The sequence below is a fragment of the Paenibacillus vulneris genome, from assembly GCF_039543185.1.
GTDB classification, from domain to species: Bacteria; Bacillota; Bacilli; order Paenibacillales; family NBRC-103111; genus Paenibacillus_S; species Paenibacillus_S vulneris.
The window spans coordinates 210,269-231,921 of the sequence record NZ_BAABJG010000021.1; the positions used below are offsets into that span (position 1 = coordinate 210,269).

General features: G+C 53.1%; 16 protein-coding genes. 2 read left to right on the forward strand and 14 right to left on the reverse strand.

The window, feature by feature from the left end:
* Positions 1–22: 22 nt before the first annotated feature.
* The 5 genes from ABEA66_RS19320 to ABEA66_RS19340 form a co-directional block, all read right to left on the reverse strand.
* Positions 23–2,269, reverse strand: coding sequence for a heavy metal translocating P-type ATPase (locus ABEA66_RS19320; protein ID WP_345589935.1), 2,247 nt, complete (start codon positions 2,267–2,269; stop codon positions 23–25).
* A gap of 355 nt (positions 2,270–2,624) precedes the next feature.
* Entirely contained in the window at positions 2,625–3,062 is a 438-nt protein-coding gene (locus ABEA66_RS19325) for a disulfide oxidoreductase (protein WP_345589938.1), read from the reverse strand.
* Positions 3,063–3,070: 8 nt separating this feature from the next.
* Positions 3,071–3,781 (reverse strand): DsbA family protein, encoded by a 711-nt coding sequence (locus ABEA66_RS19330; RefSeq protein ID WP_345589940.1) that lies wholly within the window; start codon positions 3,779–3,781, stop codon positions 3,071–3,073.
* 218 nt (positions 3,782–3,999) lie between these two features.
* Positions 4,000–4,836, reverse strand: a complete 837-nt coding sequence (locus ABEA66_RS19335; protein WP_345589942.1) for a M56 family metallopeptidase — start codon at positions 4,834–4,836, stop codon at positions 4,000–4,002.
* A 36-nt stretch (positions 4,837–4,872) separates the two neighbouring features.
* On the reverse strand, positions 4,873–5,286 hold the full coding sequence (locus ABEA66_RS19340) for a BlaI/MecI/CopY family transcriptional regulator (RefSeq protein ID WP_079909762.1): 414 nt from the start codon (positions 5,284–5,286) through the stop codon (positions 4,873–4,875).
* Positions 5,287–5,456: 170 nt separating this feature from the next.
* On the opposite strand from ABEA66_RS19340, the gene ABEA66_RS19345 reads away from it, so the two are divergent.
* Positions 5,457–5,912 (forward strand): double zinc ribbon domain-containing protein, encoded by a 456-nt coding sequence (locus ABEA66_RS19345; RefSeq protein WP_345589944.1) that lies wholly within the window; start codon positions 5,457–5,459, stop codon positions 5,910–5,912.
* 306 nt (positions 5,913–6,218) lie between these two features.
* Positions 6,219–9,239 carry a fibronectin type III domain-containing protein gene (locus ABEA66_RS19350; RefSeq protein WP_345589946.1) on the forward strand — a complete coding sequence of 1,007 codons (3,021 nt, stop codon included), beginning with the start codon at positions 6,219–6,221 and terminating at the stop codon, positions 9,237–9,239.
* Between the two features lie 79 nt (positions 9,240–9,318).
* Here the strand turns inward: ABEA66_RS19350 and ABEA66_RS19355 are convergent, their stop codons facing one another.
* From ABEA66_RS19355 to ABEA66_RS19395, 9 genes are all read right to left on the reverse strand, one after another.
* Positions 9,319–10,068 (reverse strand): PIG-L deacetylase family protein, encoded by a 750-nt coding sequence (locus tag ABEA66_RS19355; RefSeq protein WP_345589948.1) that lies wholly within the window; start codon positions 10,066–10,068, stop codon positions 9,319–9,321.
* 29 nt (positions 10,069–10,097) lie between these two features.
* Entirely contained in the window at positions 10,098–11,096 is a 999-nt protein-coding gene (locus ABEA66_RS19360) for an N-acetylglucosamine kinase (RefSeq protein ID WP_345589950.1), read from the reverse strand.
* The gene (gene argH, locus ABEA66_RS19365) at positions 11,096–12,604 is read right to left on the reverse strand and encodes an argininosuccinate lyase (protein ID WP_345589952.1); all 1,509 of its coding nucleotides are present in this window, start codon (positions 12,602–12,604) and stop codon (positions 11,096–11,098) included. The genes ABEA66_RS19360 and argH overlap by 1 nt, the downstream gene beginning before the upstream one ends.
* Positions 12,591–13,370 carry a creatininase family protein gene (locus ABEA66_RS19370; RefSeq protein ID WP_345589954.1) on the reverse strand — a complete coding sequence of 260 codons (780 nt, stop codon included), beginning with the start codon at positions 13,368–13,370 and terminating at the stop codon, positions 12,591–12,593. The genes argH and ABEA66_RS19370 overlap by 14 nt, the downstream gene beginning before the upstream one ends.
* Positions 13,371–13,453: 83 nt before the next feature.
* Entirely contained in the window at positions 13,454–16,003 is a 2,550-nt protein-coding gene (locus ABEA66_RS19375; protein WP_345589956.1) for an NEW3 domain-containing protein, read from the reverse strand.
* Positions 16,004–16,189: 186 nt separating this feature from the next.
* Positions 16,190–17,887 (reverse strand): ABC transporter permease, encoded by a 1,698-nt coding sequence (locus tag ABEA66_RS19380; RefSeq protein ID WP_179135973.1) that lies wholly within the window; start codon positions 17,885–17,887, stop codon positions 16,190–16,192.
* A 57-nt stretch (positions 17,888–17,944) separates the two neighbouring features.
* Entirely contained in the window at positions 17,945–19,027 is a 1,083-nt protein-coding gene (locus ABEA66_RS19385) for an ABC transporter ATP-binding protein (RefSeq protein WP_345589958.1), read from the reverse strand.
* A gap of 158 nt (positions 19,028–19,185) precedes the next feature.
* Positions 19,186–20,319, reverse strand: a complete 1,134-nt coding sequence (locus tag ABEA66_RS19390; protein ID WP_345589960.1) for an extracellular solute-binding protein — start codon at positions 20,317–20,319, stop codon at positions 19,186–19,188.
* Between the two features lie 143 nt (positions 20,320–20,462).
* Positions 20,463–21,638: an ROK family transcriptional regulator gene (locus ABEA66_RS19395; RefSeq protein WP_345589963.1), complete on the reverse strand. Its 1,176-nt coding sequence runs from the start codon at positions 21,636–21,638 to the stop codon at positions 20,463–20,465.
* Positions 21,639–21,653 lie beyond the last annotated feature (15 nt).

The following is a 21,653-nucleotide window of genomic DNA, read 5'->3' on the forward strand; positions in this document are numbered from 1 at the left end:
TCGGTCGGATTAACGTTCAAGATCAAGCCTTCTGCAGACGCAGCGCATTGCAAATGACCGTCACCGAGCTGAAGGCCATTGCGGTGCAGGCGACCCATGGCGCTAAATACCCCGTCACAGCGAAAGGGATCGCCAATGCATTATAGAACAGGGAGAAAACAAGATTTTGGCGGATGACCTGCATCGTTCGGCGGCTGATTCCGATGGCGCGGACCATGCCTTTCAAATCCCCCTTAAGAAGCACGATATCGGCCGCCGCCTTGGCAATATCCGTACCCCTGGAGACGGCAACACCGGTGTCTGCCGCCGCAAGGGCAGGGGCATCGTTGATACCGTCGCCGACCATAGCTACCTTTTTCCCCTGCCGCTTCAGCTCATCGACCAGTGCCGCTTTATGCTCCGGCAGCATCTCCGAATACACCTCGCGAATGCCCACCTTCTTGGCAATGGACCTTGCCGTCTGCGGATGGTCCCCGGTCACCATAATCACGCTTGCCCCCATTGCCTGAAGCTGCTGGATGGCCGGGCGTGAAGAAGGCTTGATTTGATCGCGCAAAGCAACAGCCCCTGCCCATTCCCCCTCTATCGCCGCGTATACGACGTTGCTTCCCTGCTGCTCCCAGCGCTCTATTCGGGTTGATTGCGGAATAGGCGCGATCCCGTGCTCCTGAAGCCAGTGCCGATTGCCGGCAATGACGGTCTTCCCTTCCACAACGGCGCGAATCCCGCTTCCCGCCGAGGCCTGGAAGGCTTCGCATACCGGAAGAGATTCCCTGCCTGATCCATGCTCTCGCCGGTCCATATAGGCCTCTACGATGGCCCGGGCCAACGGATGCTCGGAATGCTGCTCCGCGCCGGCTAACAGGCGCAGCAGGGAATCACCGGACCTTCTCACCGCCATCATATCATAGACATGGGGCTTCCCCATCGTAATGGTCCCGGTTTTGTCCAGCAGGATCACTTGCGTGTCCGGCAGCATCTCCAAATGCTTGCCCTCCTTGAACAAAATGCCCAGCTGAGCAGCCCTTCCCGAGCCAACCAGGATGGAGGTCGGCGTTGCCAAGCCTAACGCGCAGGGACATGCAATGAGCAGCACAGCAATGGCTTTCTCCAGCGCACCTCCTGTTGTTCCCGGCTCAAAGACGAAGTACCATGCGGCAAACGTCAACGCAGCCAGACCGATAATAATCGGAACAAATACGCCGGAGATGGTATCCGCCATCCGTTGAATCGGCGCTTTGGAGTTCTGGGCTTCCTCCATCAGCTGAATCATTTTGGCGAGCGTTGTCTCGTTGCCCACCCCGGTTGCCTGGATTTTCAGCATCCCGTTAAGATTCAGTGTTCCGCTGATAACACGTTCTCCTGCCTTCTTGTCGACCGGGATGCTTTCGCCGCTGATCATCGACTCATTGATTGATGCATGGCCCTCCAGAATGATCCCGTCCACCGGGATCTTTTCTCCCGGACGGACGATGATGATCTCCCCTGCCGTCACATTCTCCAGCGAAACCCGCTGCTCTTTGTTGTCCCGAAGCACCTGTGCCGTCTCGGGCCGAAGCTGATGAAGCTGGTGCAGGCTTCTTAATGTGCGGCGTTTGGACAAGGCTTCCAGCCATTTGCCGAACCAGACGATCGTCATAATCATTACGCTCGCGTCAAAATATAGGGAGCCGTGGTGGGCGGAGCCCGCAGCATGGCCCGAGGCGGGGTGAAACATCAAGTAATGGCTGTAAAAATAGGCCGCCGACGTCCCCATCACGATGAGCACGTCCATATTGGCCCCGCCGTTTCTGATCGCTTGAAAGGCCCGAATATAAAATGGCAGCCCGATCCCGAATTGGACCGGAGTAGCCAGTGCCAGCTGAAACCATGGATTCAGGAGCAGCTCGGGCACCCAAAGGGAGGACGTTAAAGTATGATGGCCTGCCATGGCCCATAGAAAAGGCACCATAAACAAAAAAGAAATAAGCAGTATCGTCCCCGTTCGAACGGTCTCGAAGGGATCGGTACGGCCTCGGTTCTCCTCCGTCGCATGGTGCTCCCGGGCTGAATAGCCAAGCTGCTTGATCTTGTCCTCGACGTGACGAAGCGTGATTTTGCCCGGCACAAAGGACATGGAGGCCCGGTGCAGAGCCAAATTCACTTGAATTTGCTCTACTCCCTCCATCCTGCCAATCACCTTCTCGATGCGTACGGCACATGCCGCACACGTCATTCCTGATATATTCAACACAACCTGACGGACGGCCGTTGGTGAAGTTACGCTCATCTACTCATTCCACCTTTGATAAAGGATGCATGCTCGTACAGTACCAATATATGGACTGGCCGAAGCAATCATGCCTTATCCCCTACCTTATAAATCAAAAAAGAGACCTCCGAAGCGGTCTCCAGGCTGTTGAAAAATCCTGATTTGTGCGAACTATGCTGCATAGGGAGGCGGGGTATGCCTCGGAGGAGTTTACGTCCGCCTTTGAAACCCGTGAAAATACCGCTAAATCTAATCCAATTCACGGGTTTCAATAGCGGCTGGAGGGGCATACCCCACCGGAGTATATTAGCATTAGTTCAAGCTCTATGGTTTTTTCAACAGACAAAAGACCGCCGAGGCGGTCTCCTTTTATCTACTCCAACTCTTCGGCTTCCCGACGTTCTTCCCTGCCCAGCAGCAAAAAGCAAGTGATCATGATGAAAGCGATCAGCGCCAGAAAAGGAATCGTGATGAAGCCGAGCCAATTGATATAATCCTCGTTGCACGGTACGCCGACCGTACAGGGAAGCAGCTTGGCAAGTCCCGGAATTTTTTGCTCGGAATAATGATACAGCGAGATCATGCCTCCGATGATGCTCATCGGCAGGATATAAGCAATCAGCTTGCGGTCGTTCTTGTAGCAGGCCATCCCGAGCAGGATGACGAGCGGGTACATGAAGATACGCTGGAACCAGCACAGCTTGCAGGGCTCAAAGCGCATCACCTCGCTGAAAAAGAGGCTGCCGCCTACCGCGACCAAAGAAACGGCCCATGCCATATACAGTCCGTATTGTCTAAAGAAGGATCGCATAACGAGTCTTATTCACCCTTTTGAGCCTTTTCAATAGCGGCTTTCAGTTTATTATAGTCAAACGGGTCCTCGAACTTCTTGCCGTTGATGAATAACGTCGGCGTGCTGTACACTTGATTGCTGCGGGCAAAGGCGTTATGCGCGTCGACTTCCTTCTTGTACGTCTTGTTCTCGATATCCTGCTTAAGCTTATCATAGTCGATCGGAAGCTTTTCCTGGCGGGCCAGATTCGTTATGAAATCTGTCGTCGCCCAGATTTTTTTCTCATCGCCCTGATTCTTATAAATCGCGTCGTAATATTTCCAATAGGCGTCGTTATTCTGATGGAAAATCGCCTGCCCGGCCATGGCGGACGTCATGGAATCGGCATCCGGGCTGATGATCGTATAGTTCATAAAATGAAGCGATGCGATCCCCGTATCGATAAAATCTTTTTTGAGCAGAGGCTCCACCTTCTGGCTAAACACTTGGCAGGACGGGCACTTATAATCCCCCAGCTCGACGATTTTGACAGGCGCATCAGGATTGCCGAGCGTCGGCATCGTCTCATAAGGCATTTGTACCGGAGCCGGCTTGGGCAAAGCAACAATAATTATGGCTATAACAGCAATGACACAAATCGCTGTGATCCACATGATCATGCGCATCCGTTTTTTCTCTTGGATTTTCTCCTGCTTGCGCTGCTCTTTATAAACGGATTTCTTCGTAGTTTGCTTCAATGAGATCTCTTCTTTCCTTCCGTAGTCATAGGCTGCTTACAGCCTAAAGGTTTCCATTTGCTGCATAATCACAAATACTACAAGCTGTAGTGTGAAATTCGGGAAAACGCCGTACGCCGGCCCCGAATCCCCTTGAATAAAAGGACAAGCTATTCCTGCACCGATAGGCACTCCCAAAGCTGTATACCCGGTAGCGCAGACGGTAGAAGTCACGCCATTTAATGCATGACCAGGACAAACATCGAGCATAGAGCAAAAAGCACCTGCAGGGAAATCATTGCGGGGGTAAACGGCCAATTCAAAGGCACATCCGTCTGCGGCTCCAGCAGCTGCCGAATCCGCAAATTAATCGACGTATCGCTGAACGAAACATGCGAGACCGGCATCGGAGCCGGCGCCTTTCCTTTGAGCAGCTTCAGCAGAGCACTACCCAGATGGACAGAGCTGCCTGTTTGCTCAATCGCATAGTTGTCCGCCAGTACCTCCCTCACGATCTTGTAATTGTGATGAAACGATTTGAGGATCGGAATATACCACATGACGGAGGCAACGAGCGACATCAGGAAGGTTTTCAACGGGTCCCCGTGTTTGCGGTGAAACATCTCATGATGGACAACGGCTTCCAGCTCTTCGGCATCCAGCAAATCCATCAGTCCGGTTGATAAGACAATTTTCGGCTTGAAGAAGCCTACGGCAAATGCTAATGGAGCCGCATGCTCGATGACGATGATAGGCTGCTCTTCCGAGCCCGTCCGGCGGTATCTCCGGCTGATTTCTCCTGTAAGCAGCTCATGACGGCGAATGAGTAACCTCTTGTTGAACATTCTGGACAAATGCAGCTGTTTGGCTGCCAACCAGATGGACATCCCAAACGTATATACAACGATCGCATTCAGAATATAGCCCACCCATTGAATGCCTAAAGATTTCATCATCGTATGGCATAGCTGTAGAACGTTATATCTGATTTCCCAGCCGGCCAGCGTATGCATGATGTACATGCCCATCTGGACAAGCACCACGCCCGCTACCAGCATCCCTGATATAAAAATCAACCTGGATCGATTCTCCCACCGATTGTCCCGCATGGATTACGTTTCCTTTTTCAGCTGCTTTATTTTTTGTTCCAACTTCTCCATCAACACCGGATCGGCTTCGTCCAATGCATCCAGCATGTGATTGACGACGAGCGGCCCGAATTCCTCGATAAGCTCATGAGTAAGCTCCTTGGACTGCGTATCGATGAACTGCTCCTTGGTCAAAACCGGACGGTACAAGAACGAACGGCCCTCCATCCGCTTCTGCAATATCCCCTTCTCCACCAAACGGTTCATCACTGTCATCACGGTATTGAAGTTCACTGCTTTCTCCTGCTCCAGCCTTTGCTGCACTTCCTTGATGGCTTTCTCCGGCCCCTCCCACAAAATTTCCATAATCTTCGCTTCGAGGGTTCCGAAGAAACGGTTTAACCCGCTTTCATTCGTCTTAAAATGATGAATTTTCAATTGCCACACCTCTCACTACAAATTGTAGTGACAACGTTTTTAAATGTCAAGCCGAGCCCGGCTCAGGAGGCCGTGTCACTGCTTTCATAACTATGCAGATGCCTCTGCTCGAATTAGATATTTGTGGTAAAATATAACATAACTTTCAGGGACGGAGCGGATGTGTATTTATGGCATACAAGGTCTGTGAGAATTGTAAGGAAGAAAATCCGGAGAACGCTTCCGTATGCTCCGGCTGCAGTCATCCTCTTCATAACGCCAAGGTTTTCGGCACTCCCATGAATGAGAAACAGGCTGCGCCTCCAAAAGCAAAGATTTGTTCCGGCTGCAAAGAGAGACTGGACCCGGGAGCGCTGCAATGCAAATATTGCGGGCAAGTGGCGATTTCCAATCCAACCGACAGCCGTTATTCTAACCGCAGCTATTCCGCACCTGCTTCGGATCATAGCGCGGCCATCATTTTATTGTTCATTGCCACTTTCTTCATTCCGATTGTCGGTCTCATAGTAGGCGGCTTCTATGCATTGCATGATGATCCGGAAAAAAGCAGTGTAGGGAAGGGACTTGTTATTTTCGGCTTGGTGATGCTGGTGTTAGGGGCCATCCTGTGGAACATCCTGTTTTAGGAAGCTCCTTATTTTAACTAGCGTCTTGATAATTCTTTACGGTGACCATGCCTTTCTAAATCTATTGTTAAGACGCATGCAATATACCCTATGGTATATGTACTTGCGCTATGCGCTTATGCTATACTGTGGACGAAACACGAACAAATAGGAATACGGGTGGAGACGATGAGAAAACCCTGATCCTGCAACTTTTCCCTTCTTTCGACAAGAAGGAGATAAATTGTATGGGGGGTGACATCGTCTTTTTTGTGCTGCGCAAGATGAAATAGGAATCATATTTATTCCATTCTAAGGAGAGTTCTAATGAATGCACAAATACGAAAGATGAGCAGCATCGCATTGGCGCTATCGATCCTTGCGGCTCCGCTTGGAGCACTAGTCGGCCCTTCTTCGGCTGCGGCGGCGGACAAGCTCTTCATCCCTCCGTTAACCATTACGGAGCTGGTGCAGGATACGACCAACGCAACCAACTCCTCAGGCACCTCCGTTGACGGCTATGAGTATATTGAGCTGTACAATAACAGCAGCGCACCTATTCCTCTTCAGGGCTACAAAATTATATATAATACCACTTCCATATGGAATTTGGATAAAGAGATGACCATTCAGCCTCATGATGCGATGGTACTGTGGGTTCAATCGCCCGGGCTGTCCGGAAGCGTCGAAGCCTTCAATGCCAATTACGGATCGAACATCCGGCCGGACCAGTTTTATCCGATATCCGGACAAGGGCTGTCCAACAGCGGCTCCCGTACCCTTATTTTGGCCGATAAAGAGGGCTTTAAGCTGAGCAGCGTATCCTACAGCGACGGCACCGGGGCTAACGATGACGTGGTCCTTAACAAAAGCGTCATTTACAGCTACCCGACGGATGGCACCATCGTCATGCGCAAAACAGCCAACCAGCAGACGCCGACTCCGGGACGTATCGTCGCCGGGCAAGCACCGGATACGTCGGCTCCAGTTCCGCCGAAGGGACTGTTCGCCATTCCCGGTGACCGTTCGGTGCAGCTCTACTGGACGGCCAGCGAGGATCCGAATGTCATTGGCTATCAAGTGGCTGTGAACGGCGTGCTTGAAGATACCGTTGTTCAGGACGCCTCCTATACGGTGACCGGGCTGACCAATTTTACGGAAAACCGGTTTTCCGTCGTTGCGGTAACCGACACGCAGATGTCGATTCTTTCAGAAGTGGTCAAAAGCACGCCAAGGCCGGAAATCATCGATTCCATTCCTCCGGCCGCTCCGACCGGTACGGCAGCCGCCATTAACGGCATAGCCTCGGTGCAGCTCAGCTGGTCTCCGAATACCGAGCCCGATGTCGCCTCGTACAAGGTGTATAAAAACGGCGCATACGTGACTACGGTTTCCTCTACGACCTATTCGGCCGATCTGGGTTCACTGTCAGGCGGATTTGAATACAAGCTCCAGGTATCGGCCGTAGATTCCTCCGCTAATGAATCGGACAAGTCCCAGCCGGTCTCCGTGACGCTCCCGCATCAGCCTTTGACGCAGGAGGAGACCGGAGCGCCGATTGTCGGGGATACGTCGGCTTATCAGCGTTTCCTTGACGTCAGTGAGCCGGGACCAATTGTTCCGGGATTGCTGCAGGGCCTTGTTCCTCAAGGCATGCATTATATACCGGAAAAGAACTGGGCCATCCTTTCCAGCTACCGCGATGACCGCAGAGCCAGCACCCTGACGCTGGTCGATCTCAAGACCGGATCGCTCGTCAAAACGATTCACCTGTACAAAAACGGCCAGCCCTTCTCCGGACATGCCGGCGGCGTTGCCGTCAGTAATCAAAATGTATGGATCGCCTACGGCAAAGAGATGCTCCGCTTATCCTTGCAGGATGTGATCGATTGCCCGGACAATGCGAACCTGTCCTTCATCGACAGCTTCAAGACGAATACGAGAGCCTCCTTCGCATCCTACTCGAACGGAATCTTGTGGGTAGGCGATTACTACAGCTCCCCGAAATATTTGACAACGCCGATTCAGAAAATGACGGCGCGTGACAACAAGGTATACAACGCTTGGGTGGTAGGCTACAAGCTCGATGAGGCAACGGATCTGCTCCCTGCCGACAGCAAACTGACAAGCGACGGCTTGGTCATTCCGAACTATATTTATTCCGTCACGGATCGGATTCAGGGAGTAACCGTCACTGACGATCAAGTGATGCTCAGTCAGACTAACGGAAACCCGAAGAGCAATATTCTCAAGTACAAGGCTTCCATCAACGAACCTCCTCACACGACGGTGAACATCGAAAACACAACGGTACCCGTATGGTTCTTGGATGGATTGAACCTGGAGGATTCCCTGGATATGCAGCCTTCTGCAGAAGGCAATTTCGTTCATGACAACAAGCTGTACATTGTATACGAATCCGGAGCCAACATCTACCGGCCGGAGATCAATTATCCGCTGGACCGGATACAGATCGTCGATTTGAAGGCATGGGAGCAATACGACCGGATTGCCATTGAAGGGCCTGCCGTTCCTTTGATTGAGCAGCAAGCCGGCTCTTTGAAGGTACAGCATTATCTGGGAGAGAAGGGCACATTCGACGTCACAACGAAATCCTCTCTTGCCAGCAGCGATCCCTCCGTGGTGACGGTCGACGCTTCCGGTAACCTCCTCGCGGTGCGTTCAGGAGAAGCGGTCATTAGCGCCGTCTATAACGGGAAAACAGCTTCCTTCGTCATCAAGGTCGTCCCAGAAAACGTCGCCTTATTAGGCAGCTTGTCTGTGGATAACGAACCGATCGCGGATTTCGATTCGCAGAAGCTGAGCTATACGAAGGAGGTCGCTCACTCCGTCGGCGCGGTTCGCCTGCAGACCTCGCTCATCAGCGGCAAATCCAGGCTCAGCGGGATTTCCGTTCAGCGTAACGGTACCGTGACGGATGTTACTTATTCCGTCACGGGAGCTGTGTATCAGACCGGTTCCGTCAGCCTGACCGAGGGGGCGAATGTGTTCACCATCCGTGTCACCGCAGCGGATGGCCATACGACCGGGGCTTATACTCTGACGATTAACCGCCACCCGCTTCCGGTCCCGCCTGCCGGCTTGGAAGCCGAGAAGGGACATCGTGAAGCCATCCTGCATTGGACAGCCAATCCTCAACCTGATATTCTGGGCTATCACGTATATCAGGACGGCAAGAAGCTGACCAAGCAGCCGATCCAGGGCACCTCCTATAAAGTCACGGGCCTGCCTAACGGCAAAAAACATCGTTTCAGCGTCACCGCCGTCAATCGGTTTTACGAGGAATCTACACCTGCTACGATAGAAGTAAAGCTGAAAGGAAAGTAAATCAAACAGGGAAGCATCTCCATGGACTGGGAGTTGCTTCCCTGTTTTCTTCCTGGGAGCATACATCACTTCTCGGTGCCTACCCGAATTCCAGCGTCGGAATATGCTCCAAATCCTTTGCCGTTGACGGCTCTATAGTCTGACCATTGGCCCGCGCCAATGTGTAATATTCGAAGTTGCCTATGACGCTGTAGTCTCCCTGCATAACGCCAGGGTAAGCCCGATTCACGGAATATATCTGGCTTTGATAGGCCTGCAGCGCCTGTCCCTTGACAGTCCGGTAAGGACTTATATCCACCTTACTCGTAATGCAGCACCGGTCCTTAGGGCCGGAATCCTTGCAATAATCGTAGTAATGAGGAATCGAATTATAATATAACTGCGGAGAGGCATCCGGCGGATAATGAGCCTCCGCCAGCATAACGGCTTTCTCCGTTGCTCTAGATATGGCAATATGATCGGGGTGTCCCGTAACGCCGTCCGGTGGAAATGTAATGACGACCTGCGGTTTTAGCTCCAATAAGGTATCGCAGATTTGATTCGCCAGCAGACCGGTATCCAATTCCATCAAGAAACCGTCTTTATGACGATAAAGAATAAGCTGGTTGACGCCAAGAAGGGAGCATGCCTTCTTCAGCTCCTCTTCCCGATGCTTGGCTAGCTCTTCCCGGCAGCTGAACTGAAAAGCGCCGGATTTCCCCTTGCAGCCCGAGGTGGCACATATCAATGATACCTCATAGCCGAAATGGCGAGCCTTGGCAATGGTTCCTCCGGCAGCAAATGATTCGTCGTCAGGATGGGCAAAGACGAATAACCATCGTTTCAACATCGCGCTTCATCTCCCGCATCATATTGACATTAATCCTTCGCCTCCTTACGAGCTGTCGAACGCAACAAGGATAAGCCCATTGTCGTAACCCCGTGAATCGGTTCTCCCTGTGCTTGGTCCGGCCGGGCGTAAGGAGCCCACTGTTCGCATTTGTGAATCAGCATTTGACGTACAAGGCTGTCATTTTGCAAGACGCCGCCCTGCAAAATAAGCCGGAACGGCTTGTGCTGCATCGTGAGCCGTTCTACAACGGCCCGGATGCCACGGAACAGCTCATCTGCAGCCCTCGTCAGAATATGCTTGGCCGTTTGATCTCCCGAGGACGCAGCCTGGCTGACCAGCCGGGATAGCTCCCCCACCCTCTCGACCGCATAATCCGGCCCATACGTCCAGTTGAAGAGCTCTTCCTCATCGCTCAAGCCTAGGTAGGCCACGATCAGCCGGCCTAATTCCGTAACCTCCCCCCTCCCGTCGTAAGCTCTTAAAGCAGCTATAATGGCCTGCTTACCTATCCAATATCCGCTGCCCTCATCCCCGACCCGGTGTCCCCAACCGCCGGCCCTGGCCGTCGTTCCCTCCTCATTTATCCCAAAGATTATCGATCCCGTTCCGGCGATAGCCAGAATACCCGGCTGCCCCCCGGTCGCGCCCGTTAACGCGGCAAAGCCGTCATTTTCGATAACCAGCTGCCGGATCTGAACTGGCAGGGGCTGAAGAGCAAGCTGTACCAGCTCCTGGATGATGCTTCTATCATATGCCGTGTCCAATCCCGCAATGCCCATAACAGCGTATTCGATATCCAGCTCAAGAGGCTGATCTTGGATGCCGCATTGCTGCGCCCAATCGGAGATCGCCGCTTGAACTCCTGCCCTTAGTTCTCTAACGGCCGCCTCTCTTCCCGCCCCTTGATAATTGCAGGAGCCCGCCCGGCCTTGCCCAAGCAGCCTCCCCTCAGAGTCCATCAGGATCGCCAGACATTTGGTTCCGCCACCGTCGACCGCCAGCAATGGAATATGCAGGCGAGTCATCAGGTCACGCTCCAGCTGCGCGTCGTTTCATCCAGGTATTGATAAACCCGCCGGTGCGTGCTTTCATATGCTTGGACCCGCTGGCTCAGAGCGGCATGCTGCTGCCTGCGAAGCCCGATCATCCGTTGGATTTCGGACGGATTCGGTCCCCCCGGCAAATCGCGGATGGCCACAAAATGAACGGGATCCAGGGCTTGACGCAGCATCGGCTCATCCAGCGAAACCTCTCGTCCTATGATCCCGAGAGCCACTTCGTTGACCATAGCCAGCGTAATCTCATTAGCGGCCAGGTCAGCGGCCAACGCTTTATGAACGACCCCGCTTACGATGTGATGCGCAGTACGGAAAGTCAAGCCGTCCGTTCTTACGAGCGTATCGGCCAGCTCGGTCACTGTGGCGAAGCTTCCTTCCGTTCGCTTCCGCAGCACTTCCTTATTGACATCCATCGTTCCGATGACAGCGGCCAGCAGCCGGTACACGTTGTCGAGAACCTCGAGGCTTTTCCACATGTAAGGCTGCATATCATCCTCCGTATCGACGATATCCCCGAATGGCGTATTATGGATCATGGTCAGCACGGACGCCGCATTCCCTGCGCAGCTGGACAGCAGAGCCCGCATATGCTCGAGCGATACCGGATTTCTCTTCTGCGGCATGATCGAACTGATCTGGACATATGGAGCCCCTACCTTCAAAACGGCGAACTCCTGAGTGCACCATAGCAGCAAATCTTGAACGACTCGTCCTAAATCAATCGCCGCCAGCTGAACTGCAGCTGCCGCTTCCCCCAAATAATCCGCCCCGCCTATCGCATCATAGGAATTGTCGATCAGCTCGTCGAAGCCAAGCAGCTCCCTCATCCTCTCACGGCTGATCGCAAAGCCTGAAGTCGTTAAGGCCGCCGCCCCCATGCTGCTGCGGTTACAATTGGCATAGGCGGATGTCAGCCTGCGGATATCCCGTGTCAACGAATCCACGACAGCCATGATGTAATGGGCCATTGTAGTTGGCTGAGCCTGCTGCGTATGCGTATAGCCGATCATGACCGTGTCCTTATGCTCCTCTGCAAAGGCAAGCAGTTGCTCCATCAAGCGAAGGGCAGAGCCTAGCGTACCGGTCAGCTTCTCTCTTAGCACCATGCGGTACATGGCGATACCCATATCGTTGCGGCTTCTTGCCAAATGAAGATTGCCCGCAATGTCGCCTGCATGCTCAAGAAGCTGGTGCTCCACTTGAAAAAACAAATCCTCGAAGCGCCCCGTGTAGACGGAGCTTCTTAACGCCTCCAGGTCCAAGTCATGGATGGCTCTCGCAATCCTTTTGGCTTGCTCCTCCGTGAGAAGCTGCCTCTCCCTCAGCATAATGAGATGCGCCTTGTTGATCGCCATCATCGGATCGAGCAGCTGCTTCTTCGCCTCATTGAAGGCCGGCTCCAGAACTACCTCCGCATAGGTCCTGCCGGGAAACGAGGCTCCTTCCTCATGAAACCATTCCTCACGTGTCCTCATGCCGCTCACCCTCTCCTCTTCTCCCTTTTGTGGCACCCAGCCAGTTTTGAATCAGTTCATTCATGTTCCTGGCCGCTTCCTCTACAATCCATTGGCCCGCTTCCAACGAAATTTGCCGAATATCTCCCGTGTAGCCGTCCCATCCCTCGGGCGTACCCTCTACCAGCACGTAAGGCAGAGATGATAAAGGCTTCGACGCCTTTAATGACAGATCCTCTTCCTGCACATGAACCAAATCCGGTTGAAACGCTTTGACGGCGGACATTTCATAGGGGCCCCCGTGACCTCGTCCCGGCGTTCCTTGAAATATGCCTTGCTGCTCGGCGCTCTCTTGCGTTACCATCTGCCACCAGTTGATAAGAAGAAACCGGGCGTCCCTGTATTTGCCGGTAATGGCCTCCGCAACCGTACGAGATGGCCCCATATTGGCGTCATGAGCATTCAGCAGTACAATATTGCGGATGCCCAGCCTGCAAATTCCATCGACGATATCCATGACATAGTCTATGAATACGGAAGGCCGAATCGTTATCGTTGCAGGATATTCACTGGTTTTGCCGGGACAGGCCGTATAAGGAACGACAGGATAGAGCAGAGGCTCAAGCGCAGGGTCAATCCGTTCGGCAAAGCCGTTGGCCAGCACGATATCCGTACCGAGCGGAGCATGAGGACCATGATATTCTACCGACCCCAGAGGGAGCACAGCGAATCGCGCCCTTTCCTTAACGCGGTCGATATCCCGTCCATGAACATGGATAGCTTGCATAGATCTTCAACTCCCGTATCGAAGATAATGAAGCTTCCGGAGAACGCTGAATAAGCTCAAGCGTCCTCCGGCTGCATAACCCTTTATTGCTTTTGGCTTATCATATTGACGAACATCCGGATAGAACCTGGCACCAGGCTTGGAATTTCACGGTACCATACGATGGAGCTGTACGTATAAATTCCTTTGCCATAAGGCGCTGTCAGGAAGGTACCTGTAAATTCCTTCTCGCCGGGATCCCCGTTGGATATCAGCTCGGTGTACTCTTTGCCCCATTCGGACGGGTTATACGCCGAACGGTCCTGCACCCAATGATCCCAGTCCGCATCGGTAATTTGATTCGGATAGGTAAACATCGGATGATCCGGCGCCAGCATCGTCACCTTGGAGCTCTCGTCGGTTACCCGCCATTGAATTAACGGAGAGCCTATCTTGATAGGGTACGGGGCAAGATCCGGCGTCCATTTATCCTCCGGTTTATGGTATTGGACGACCAGGTTGCCTCCGTTCTGCACATAGCTGAGCAGCCGTTGGTTGCTCGGGATCAGCTCGGGACGGAAGGCATAGGCGCGAATGCCAAGCACAATCGTGTCATATTTCGACAAGTCCCCGGATTGAATGTCTTTGGCCTCCAGCTTTTCTACATGAACGCCAAGCTGGCTTAAGTACTGATCAATATTATCAAAACCGCTGGATACGTAACCGACCTTCAGGTTTTCCGGCACGGCAAGGTCAAACGCTTCAATTTTGAGCTCTGCAGGCTGGACCATGTACGTTTTGCCGATATGCGGGTATTCAATTACCTGGGCGCCCTCTGTGCTCACTACGCTTCCGTTCTGGGCAACCGCCGATACGGTATAGCTGCCCGGTTCAACCGTGGACGATCCTTTCACCGAGAAGGCTACGGATTTCGTCTCTCCTTTGGCGGCAAAGCTCAACTCTTCTGCCGCAGGCTCGACTGTCCAGCCCTCAGGCACTTTTAACGAAATCGATGCTTTCGATGCCCCTGGAGTGTAATTGCGAACCGTCACTTTGACAGGAATCGCTTCCTCCGTTTTCAGCGTATTCAGCACCGTTGCGCTTGGGCTGAGCGACATGGAATACGGCGGCAGAACGGCAACTGTGCTTTGTGGAGTCACCTTCAGCTTAGTCACCGTATCATAAGCCTGGTACTCTACATCGGCGTTCAGCACCGATGGAGCATACGGCTTGAAATTGGGCGCATTGGCTGGAACGGTTACATCGTACGTGGCGGATACGGTCTGGTTATTGCCGAGCCGGTCGAAGCTCGCCGCACCTGCCGCCTTGGCGGTCCAGCCTTCCGGCAGACGGAGACCGAGCTTGATGTTCTTCAGCTCGACATTGCCGCCGTTAAAGGCCGTTACGGTTACCTTGGTCGTTTGCCCTGCCACGAGCTCGCCGGTTGCCGGCTTCACCTTGGCGACTACAGAGGTCGCCTCCATACTGGCTTTATTCAGCTGTTCGTCCTTCACCTTCAAGCGGTACATCAAATCCGTCTTCGTCGCTTTATCGAGCTCAGAAGCGTTCACATCGGCAATGGCGGTCTGCAGATCCGCTTTCATCGCATGCACTTCTTTAGTGACAGCCGCAAATTTCGGATAGGCGGCAATGACCTGCTCCGAATCTTTTTGCAGCGCGCGCAGATCCTTGACGACTTTATGATCTTTTCCTTTGGCATCCACTTCCTTGGCCAGATCCTCGAACGTATAAGCGATTCCGTCGAAAAATCCGGATTCTTTATCCTTCGTCTTCACCGTAGACGATTGAAGCTTGTAATAATTGCCGAATAGATCAGGACTGATTGGCCCCTCATCATAAATGCGTCCCATCCCCTGGCTCTTGTGCATAAACCGGGACTCTTCCCCCAGCTGCAAATACGAGGCGCCGTATATTTCGTTATAATCGCCTACAGGGACCACCACGTTATAATCCTTTGCCGTGCCGGGCACATAAAGCTTCTTCACCTGCCAAGGTTGAAGCCCCTTCTGCAAATGCTCGGGGAATACAGCAGGATCCGCCGCATCCTTGAATGCCTTGACCGTAATGACGTTGATCGCTCTATGATGCCCATGGGTGGAATCCTCGTTCAGGAAGGACGGATAGACGACATCCGGACGGTCCTCGCGAATTTTGCGAATCAGCCGTTCGTATGCGACCGACTCTCCCCACTTTTGCAGGGTCTCGTCCGGACTCTTCGAGAATCCGAAATCAAAGATCGGATCGTTGATGTCCTCGCTCAGCATGCTGAGGGTGATATTCGTTACCTTGGACGCCTCCTGCAGCTCACGGGTCCGTATAATGCCCAAGGCGTTACCGAGCTCGCTGCCTATCTCATTCTGTCCGCCTTCGCCACGGTTGGCGATAATGCTGAACGTATTCACTCCCTGACCGAGGGATAAGTAAGCCAGCGTTGCACTGTGCTCGTCATCAGGATGCGCCCCCGTGTTCATAGCGCTTGCGATGGTCGTTAACGGCTTGATCGATTTCCATAGATCCACTACACCACGATCCGCGTGAGCCGGCTGTGCGGCTGCCGGAAACAGCAGTCCCCCCGCTACGGCAACGCTCGTTATCGTCGCCAACCATTTCGATGTTGACTTCCCACGTTTCAAGCTAACTCCTCCTTTTGTCTTTAACTGTTCTTACCGCAGGAAATGGCCAGGTTCCCGCTGTATATGTCACGTGGGATTTCCCCACGAAATGACCGAACATAGCAAGCTTTAGAAGTAACGCGCATCCGTGATCTTTTGCTGAAGGCAGGCGGCATACCTTGGAACATGTGTTGGACCGTCAAACGGCTATACGGCGGTTGTTGTCGTGTCGCCCGAGATTTTTCTTGAGATGAACAGCACGATCACAATCAATAAAATTTGTAGGACCCCGTACGCGCAGGCTGTACCGAATTCGAACGAATACATCCGCTGGAAGATTTCGACTGAAATCGGAGCCGTTCTGGTCGTAAAGAGCAGAATAGAGGACACGAATTCCCCTATCCCTTGGACAAAAGCAAGCAGCGTCCCCACCAGCACCCCGCTCAGAGCCATCGGAAACACGACACGGCGGAAGCTGTACCACCAGGAAGCACCGAGGTTGCGTGCCGCCTCCTCCACTGAGCCATCCATTTGCATTAAAGTTGCCGAGGTCGACCGGAACACCAAAGGCAAATGCCGGACAAAATAAGCCAAAGGGAGAATCCAGAAGCTGCCGATAAGCACCTGGTTGAAGCTGAACACGGTGGGCTCGCTGAAGGCGGCGATCAGGTTCACCCCTACGACCGTGCCGGGCAATGCCCAAGGCAGCATAATAAGCACGTCGAGCAGCGTCTTGCCCCGGAATTTCATACGAACCATGGCGTATGCCGCCGCCACCCCGAAGATGACATTGCCTATGGTGGCGATGAAGCTCATCTTGAAGCTGTTGCCGATGGGCCGCCATGTTTTGCTGTCCGTAAACAGCTTGACGTAATGATTCACCGTATATTCGGGCGGCAATATTTGCGTCGTCCAGGTAGCGTCTTTGGAGAAGGAGATCAGCACCAGAACCAGAATCGGCAGCAGCAAAATCACGACGCCGATAAACGACAGCACCATGGCGGCATATTTGCCTGCGGCGCTCTTTACCTCCGTCCGATGCACACTGACCCCTTTGCTCATGTTTTGGTAATTACGCAAATTTTGGTACCAGCGCATGATCATAAGGAACAGGATGGACACGATCGTTAAAATCGTGGACTGGGCGGCAGCCATATCCAGATTCCCGTTCGTTCGGGATAAATAAATCTGCATGGTCATCGTCCGCTCTATGCCGAAGATAAGCGGTGCCGTATAGGAAGCCATCGAGATCATAAAGACAAGCAGCGAGGAAGCGACCATAGCCGGAGTCAGCATCGGAAGGATGACGCGCCGCCACACGTACAGCCGCCCTGCCCCAAGGCTCGAGGCCGCTTCCTCCAGGGACGGGTCCAGCCCTTTGATCGCCGCCGATGCGGTCATATAGAAGTAGGTGTACATCGTAAAGGTATGGACCATCAACACTCCCCACACGCCTTTTAACGAAAAGGGAACATGATCCATTTGAAGAAGCAGCTTCAACGATCGGGGAATAATTCCGCTCTCCCCGTACAAAAAGGTAAAGGACAGCACACCGACCAAAGGAGGCAGCGCCATAGGAACCATAGCCAGCACGGTAAGTATTTTCCGCCCCGGAAACTCATAGCGCTCCAGCAGGAAAGCCATGGCCACTCCCACGATCGCACAAGTAATCACGCTTAACACCGAGATGTAAATGCTGGTCCAGAGAGCCTCCAGATTGGAGGTATGCTCCAGGCTGAAAAATTTGGCGTAGTTTTTCAGCGAGAACTGGTCCTTGACTTCAATGCTTTGGACAAAGGTCTGGAACAACGGATAAACGACATAGGCGAGCAAAATGAGAAATAATGGAGCTACAAGCACATAAACGAAGTAGCGTGAGGACGTTACGGCGGTCCACGGCCGCATGTTCGGGACGGACGGCGGTTCGAAGGTTCTGTCTTTGTTCATTTATCGTCCCCCTAACTAACCTAAGAAATAAATGCCGGATGGCGGGATGTGAAGGGCTATCTCTTCTCCACGCTGACGAACCCGATGCCCCGTATTGACAAACATCGCTTTGAGGGAGGCATTCCCCACTTGCGTTAAATAGTTGACGCTGACCCCGGTGAATTCAGAGATGGTAACAGTCCCCCGAACCACATTGGCTTCATTAGACTCCGACAGCTGCGCCTCCGTTACCGATTCAGGACGTATCGACACGGTAACCGTGGACCCGATAGCCAGCTTGCAGGCTGGCGAAGCGTTCTGCACGAAGCCGCTCAGCACCAGGTCCGGTCCGAACCGTACGAAAGCCTCTCCGCCTTCTATTCGTTCCACCGTCCCTTCCCATAGATTCGATTCGCCGATGAAGGAAGCGACAAACCGGTTCACGGGCCGGTTATATATTTCCTCCGGACTGCCGATCTGCTGGACAACACCGCCCTGCATCACCATAATCCGATCCGACATCGCCATGGCCTCCGCCTGATCGTGAGTCACGTAGATCGTCGTGATCCCGAGCTCCAGCTGGAGCCGTTTAATTTCCAGGCGTGTCTCCTCCCGAAGCTTCGCGTCCAGATTGGATAATGGTTCATCCAGCAGCAGGATCTGCGGCTCGATCACCAGCGCTCTGGCCAATGCAACACGCTGCTGCTGACCGCCTGACAGCTGGTCTATGCGACGCCGCCCGTATCCCTCCAAATGCACCATCCGCTGTGCCCGTTCCACGCGCTGCACCAATTCATCCTTCAGCACCTTGCGGACCTGAAGTCCGAATGCGATATTTTCGAATACCGTCATATGAGGAAACAAAGCGTAATTTTGAAATACCATCCCGGTATTTCGTTTGTTCGGTGGAAGATTCGTTACATTATGCTGGCCAAAAAGGATGCGGCCTGAGCTCGGATAATAAAAACCGGCTATCATTCGGAGCGTCGTTGTCTTGCCGCACCCGCTCGGACCAAGAAATGTGAAAAATTCCCCCGGCTGAATGTGAACGTGAATATCCTGGGCGCCTGTGACATGGCCGAATTGCTTGCTGACATGATCCAGTGTGACATCTATCAAAGCGGGGTTCCCCTCCCTTATGGATCAGGCGGAGCCGTAATGCGTGCCTGAGGTATAAACGTTATTGCAATCCGCCTGCGGCGGGGCGTGTGAGCCTGACTCCCCCGCCGGCAAGCGTGACCCTCTCCTTACTTCGAATTTCTAACACAACGTGTGTCTTATTTGGCCCCTTTGCCCTTGATGTTCTCATCCCAATACTGCATCCAATCCATCTCCTTGTTCGCCATAACCGCCCAATCCAGATTCAGCGGCTTCAGCTCTACCCCTTTCAGCCATGCGGGAAGGGTGTCTTTGCTGATATCTGTGCGAGTCGGAATTTGGAACAGCTTTTCAGCCAGCTCTACGCGCAGCTTGGAGTCAAAGAGGAATTCGTAGAACTTCTTGGCGGCGTCCATATTTTTGGCGCCTTTGACGATGCCGACGCCATCGACAAGAATCGGAGCCCCGCTCGCCGGATAGATGAAATCGAAGGGCTGCTTTTGAAGCTCCTTTTGAATCATAATGTCCTGCAAATTCCATAGCGACAAGGTGCCTTCTTCACGCGCCAGCTTCAAATATAGGTTCGTAGGATCTTGAGCATACTCCTTCGTATTGGCGTCGAGCTTTTTCAGCCAGTCGTAGCCCTTCTTCGGATCGGCGGCATCCTGCCGGTAGATCATGGCCGAATAGATCGTTCTCATCGTTCCGGAGGCCAGTACGCCGCGAATGATGATCTTTCCTTTGTATTTGGCATCGAGCAGATCGTCCCAATCCTTAGGCGCATCTTCTTTTTTCAATGCCTTGGAGTTGTACATGATCACCTCCGGCAGCAGCATCTCCCCATACCAGCGATCCTGGGCATCCTTGTACAGCGCCGGCACCTTATCCGCAAAGCTCGGCTTGAAGCTTTCCAGCAAGCCTTCATTCGCTGCGGTCATCAATGCGGATTGCGTACCGCCCCACCAAAAGTCCGCCTGGGCATTCGCTTTTTCCGCACGGGCCCGCTCCAATATTTGCTGGGCCCCCATGGTAAGAACTTCCACATCGATATTCGGATTTTTCTCCTTGAATTTAGGGATAATTTCGTCGACGACATTTTTATCTCTGGCGGTATAAATGACGAGCTTCTGCTTCTCGGGCGGCTTAGGCGTTGCGCTTGGCTTCGGGGTTTCCGATGTCTTCGGCGCTTCCGCCGTAGGCTTCTGCGTGGCCGTCGGCGCTGCCCCTCCGCTGCAAGCTGTCGTTCCCAGCATGACGATGCTGAGAGCCAGACTGGTTAACCATGAGCCCCTTTTACCCAACCATTGTTTCATGCGATAACTCCTCCTTAGAGTTTTTCTGAAGGAAAAACTTACTTCGTAAGCATTCTCTTAGAGTTTTTCTGAAGGAAAAACTTGCTTCGTAAGCATTCTCTTAGAGTTTTTCGTAGTAATAAAGATTGCTTTTCCCGCTGGCCTTATTGCTTCAGCCGCGATGAAAAGGCTTCCAAAGCGCAATGAACGGCTCCGATAATTCCCGCCTGATCGCCAAGCGACGCCATCTTGATTCGAGGGACAAAGGGCACCCACTCCGAAAGCTGCTGCAGCATCGCCTGGACCCCGTCTTCCCCGATATGGACCATCTCCCCGCTCAATATAAGGAGCTGAGGATCCATCACGCTCGCAATATTGGCAATTCCGTAAGCCCAATGCCGGTAAATGTCGTCAAGAAGCTCTCTGGCCGCAGTATTTCCTTTACGGGCGTGCTCGATGAGCTGCCTCATGATGCTCCTGGAACGATCGTCCGCTTCCGGAAGAATGGAACTTGCCTTTCTCCGAATGGCGGGCTCCGAATAGTTGTTCTCGAAGACCCCGAACTCTCCGCGTCCGCGCTTGCCGATAGGCCCGATCATCATATAGCCGATTTCACCGCTTGCCTCCATGGCGCCGCGATAGCTTTGCCCGTCGATCATAATGCCAGCGCCGATCCCCGTGCCCACGTACATAAACACCAGGTTGGGGCAGCCTACGCCCGCTCCCTTATAAAACTCCCCCAAGGTCATCAGATTCACGTCATTATCGATAAAGACCGGAAGGCCGAGCCGCGCCTCGATTTCCTTCTGAACCGGAAGGCCCATCCATCCGGTGCTGGGCGCATAGCTGACCGTTCCGTCTCTTCGCTGGGTAATACCCGGCAGGCCTAAGCCAATTCCGAGCAGCCTGCTTTTATCAAAGCCGCTCTGCTCCAGCAGCACCGCAAGCCCCCGTTCTACGCCTTGAATCGCTATTTCCCCGTCCAGCGGCTGGAGAAACCTCGTTTTGTAATGGTATTGCACCTCGCCCTTTAAATCCGCTATCGCCAGCTGAATGGTACTGCCTTCGAACACAGCTCCCACGACACCGAAGGCTTGGGAGTTAAATTCCAGCAAAATCGGCTTACGCCCTCCACTGGACTGCCCGACCCCAACCTCATGAATCAGTCCTTCGCGAATCATCTCATCCACTAAAGCAGAAACGCACGGCCGGCTCAATTCCGTCAATTTGGCCAAATCCGCTCTCGATAACGGCGCTTTTTCTTTTAGCTGATGAAGGATGCCTTCCCGATTGAGCTGTTTGACCAGCTTGGTATTCCCCGTCTGTCCCCGACCGAACAATGGTTAGGTTCACCC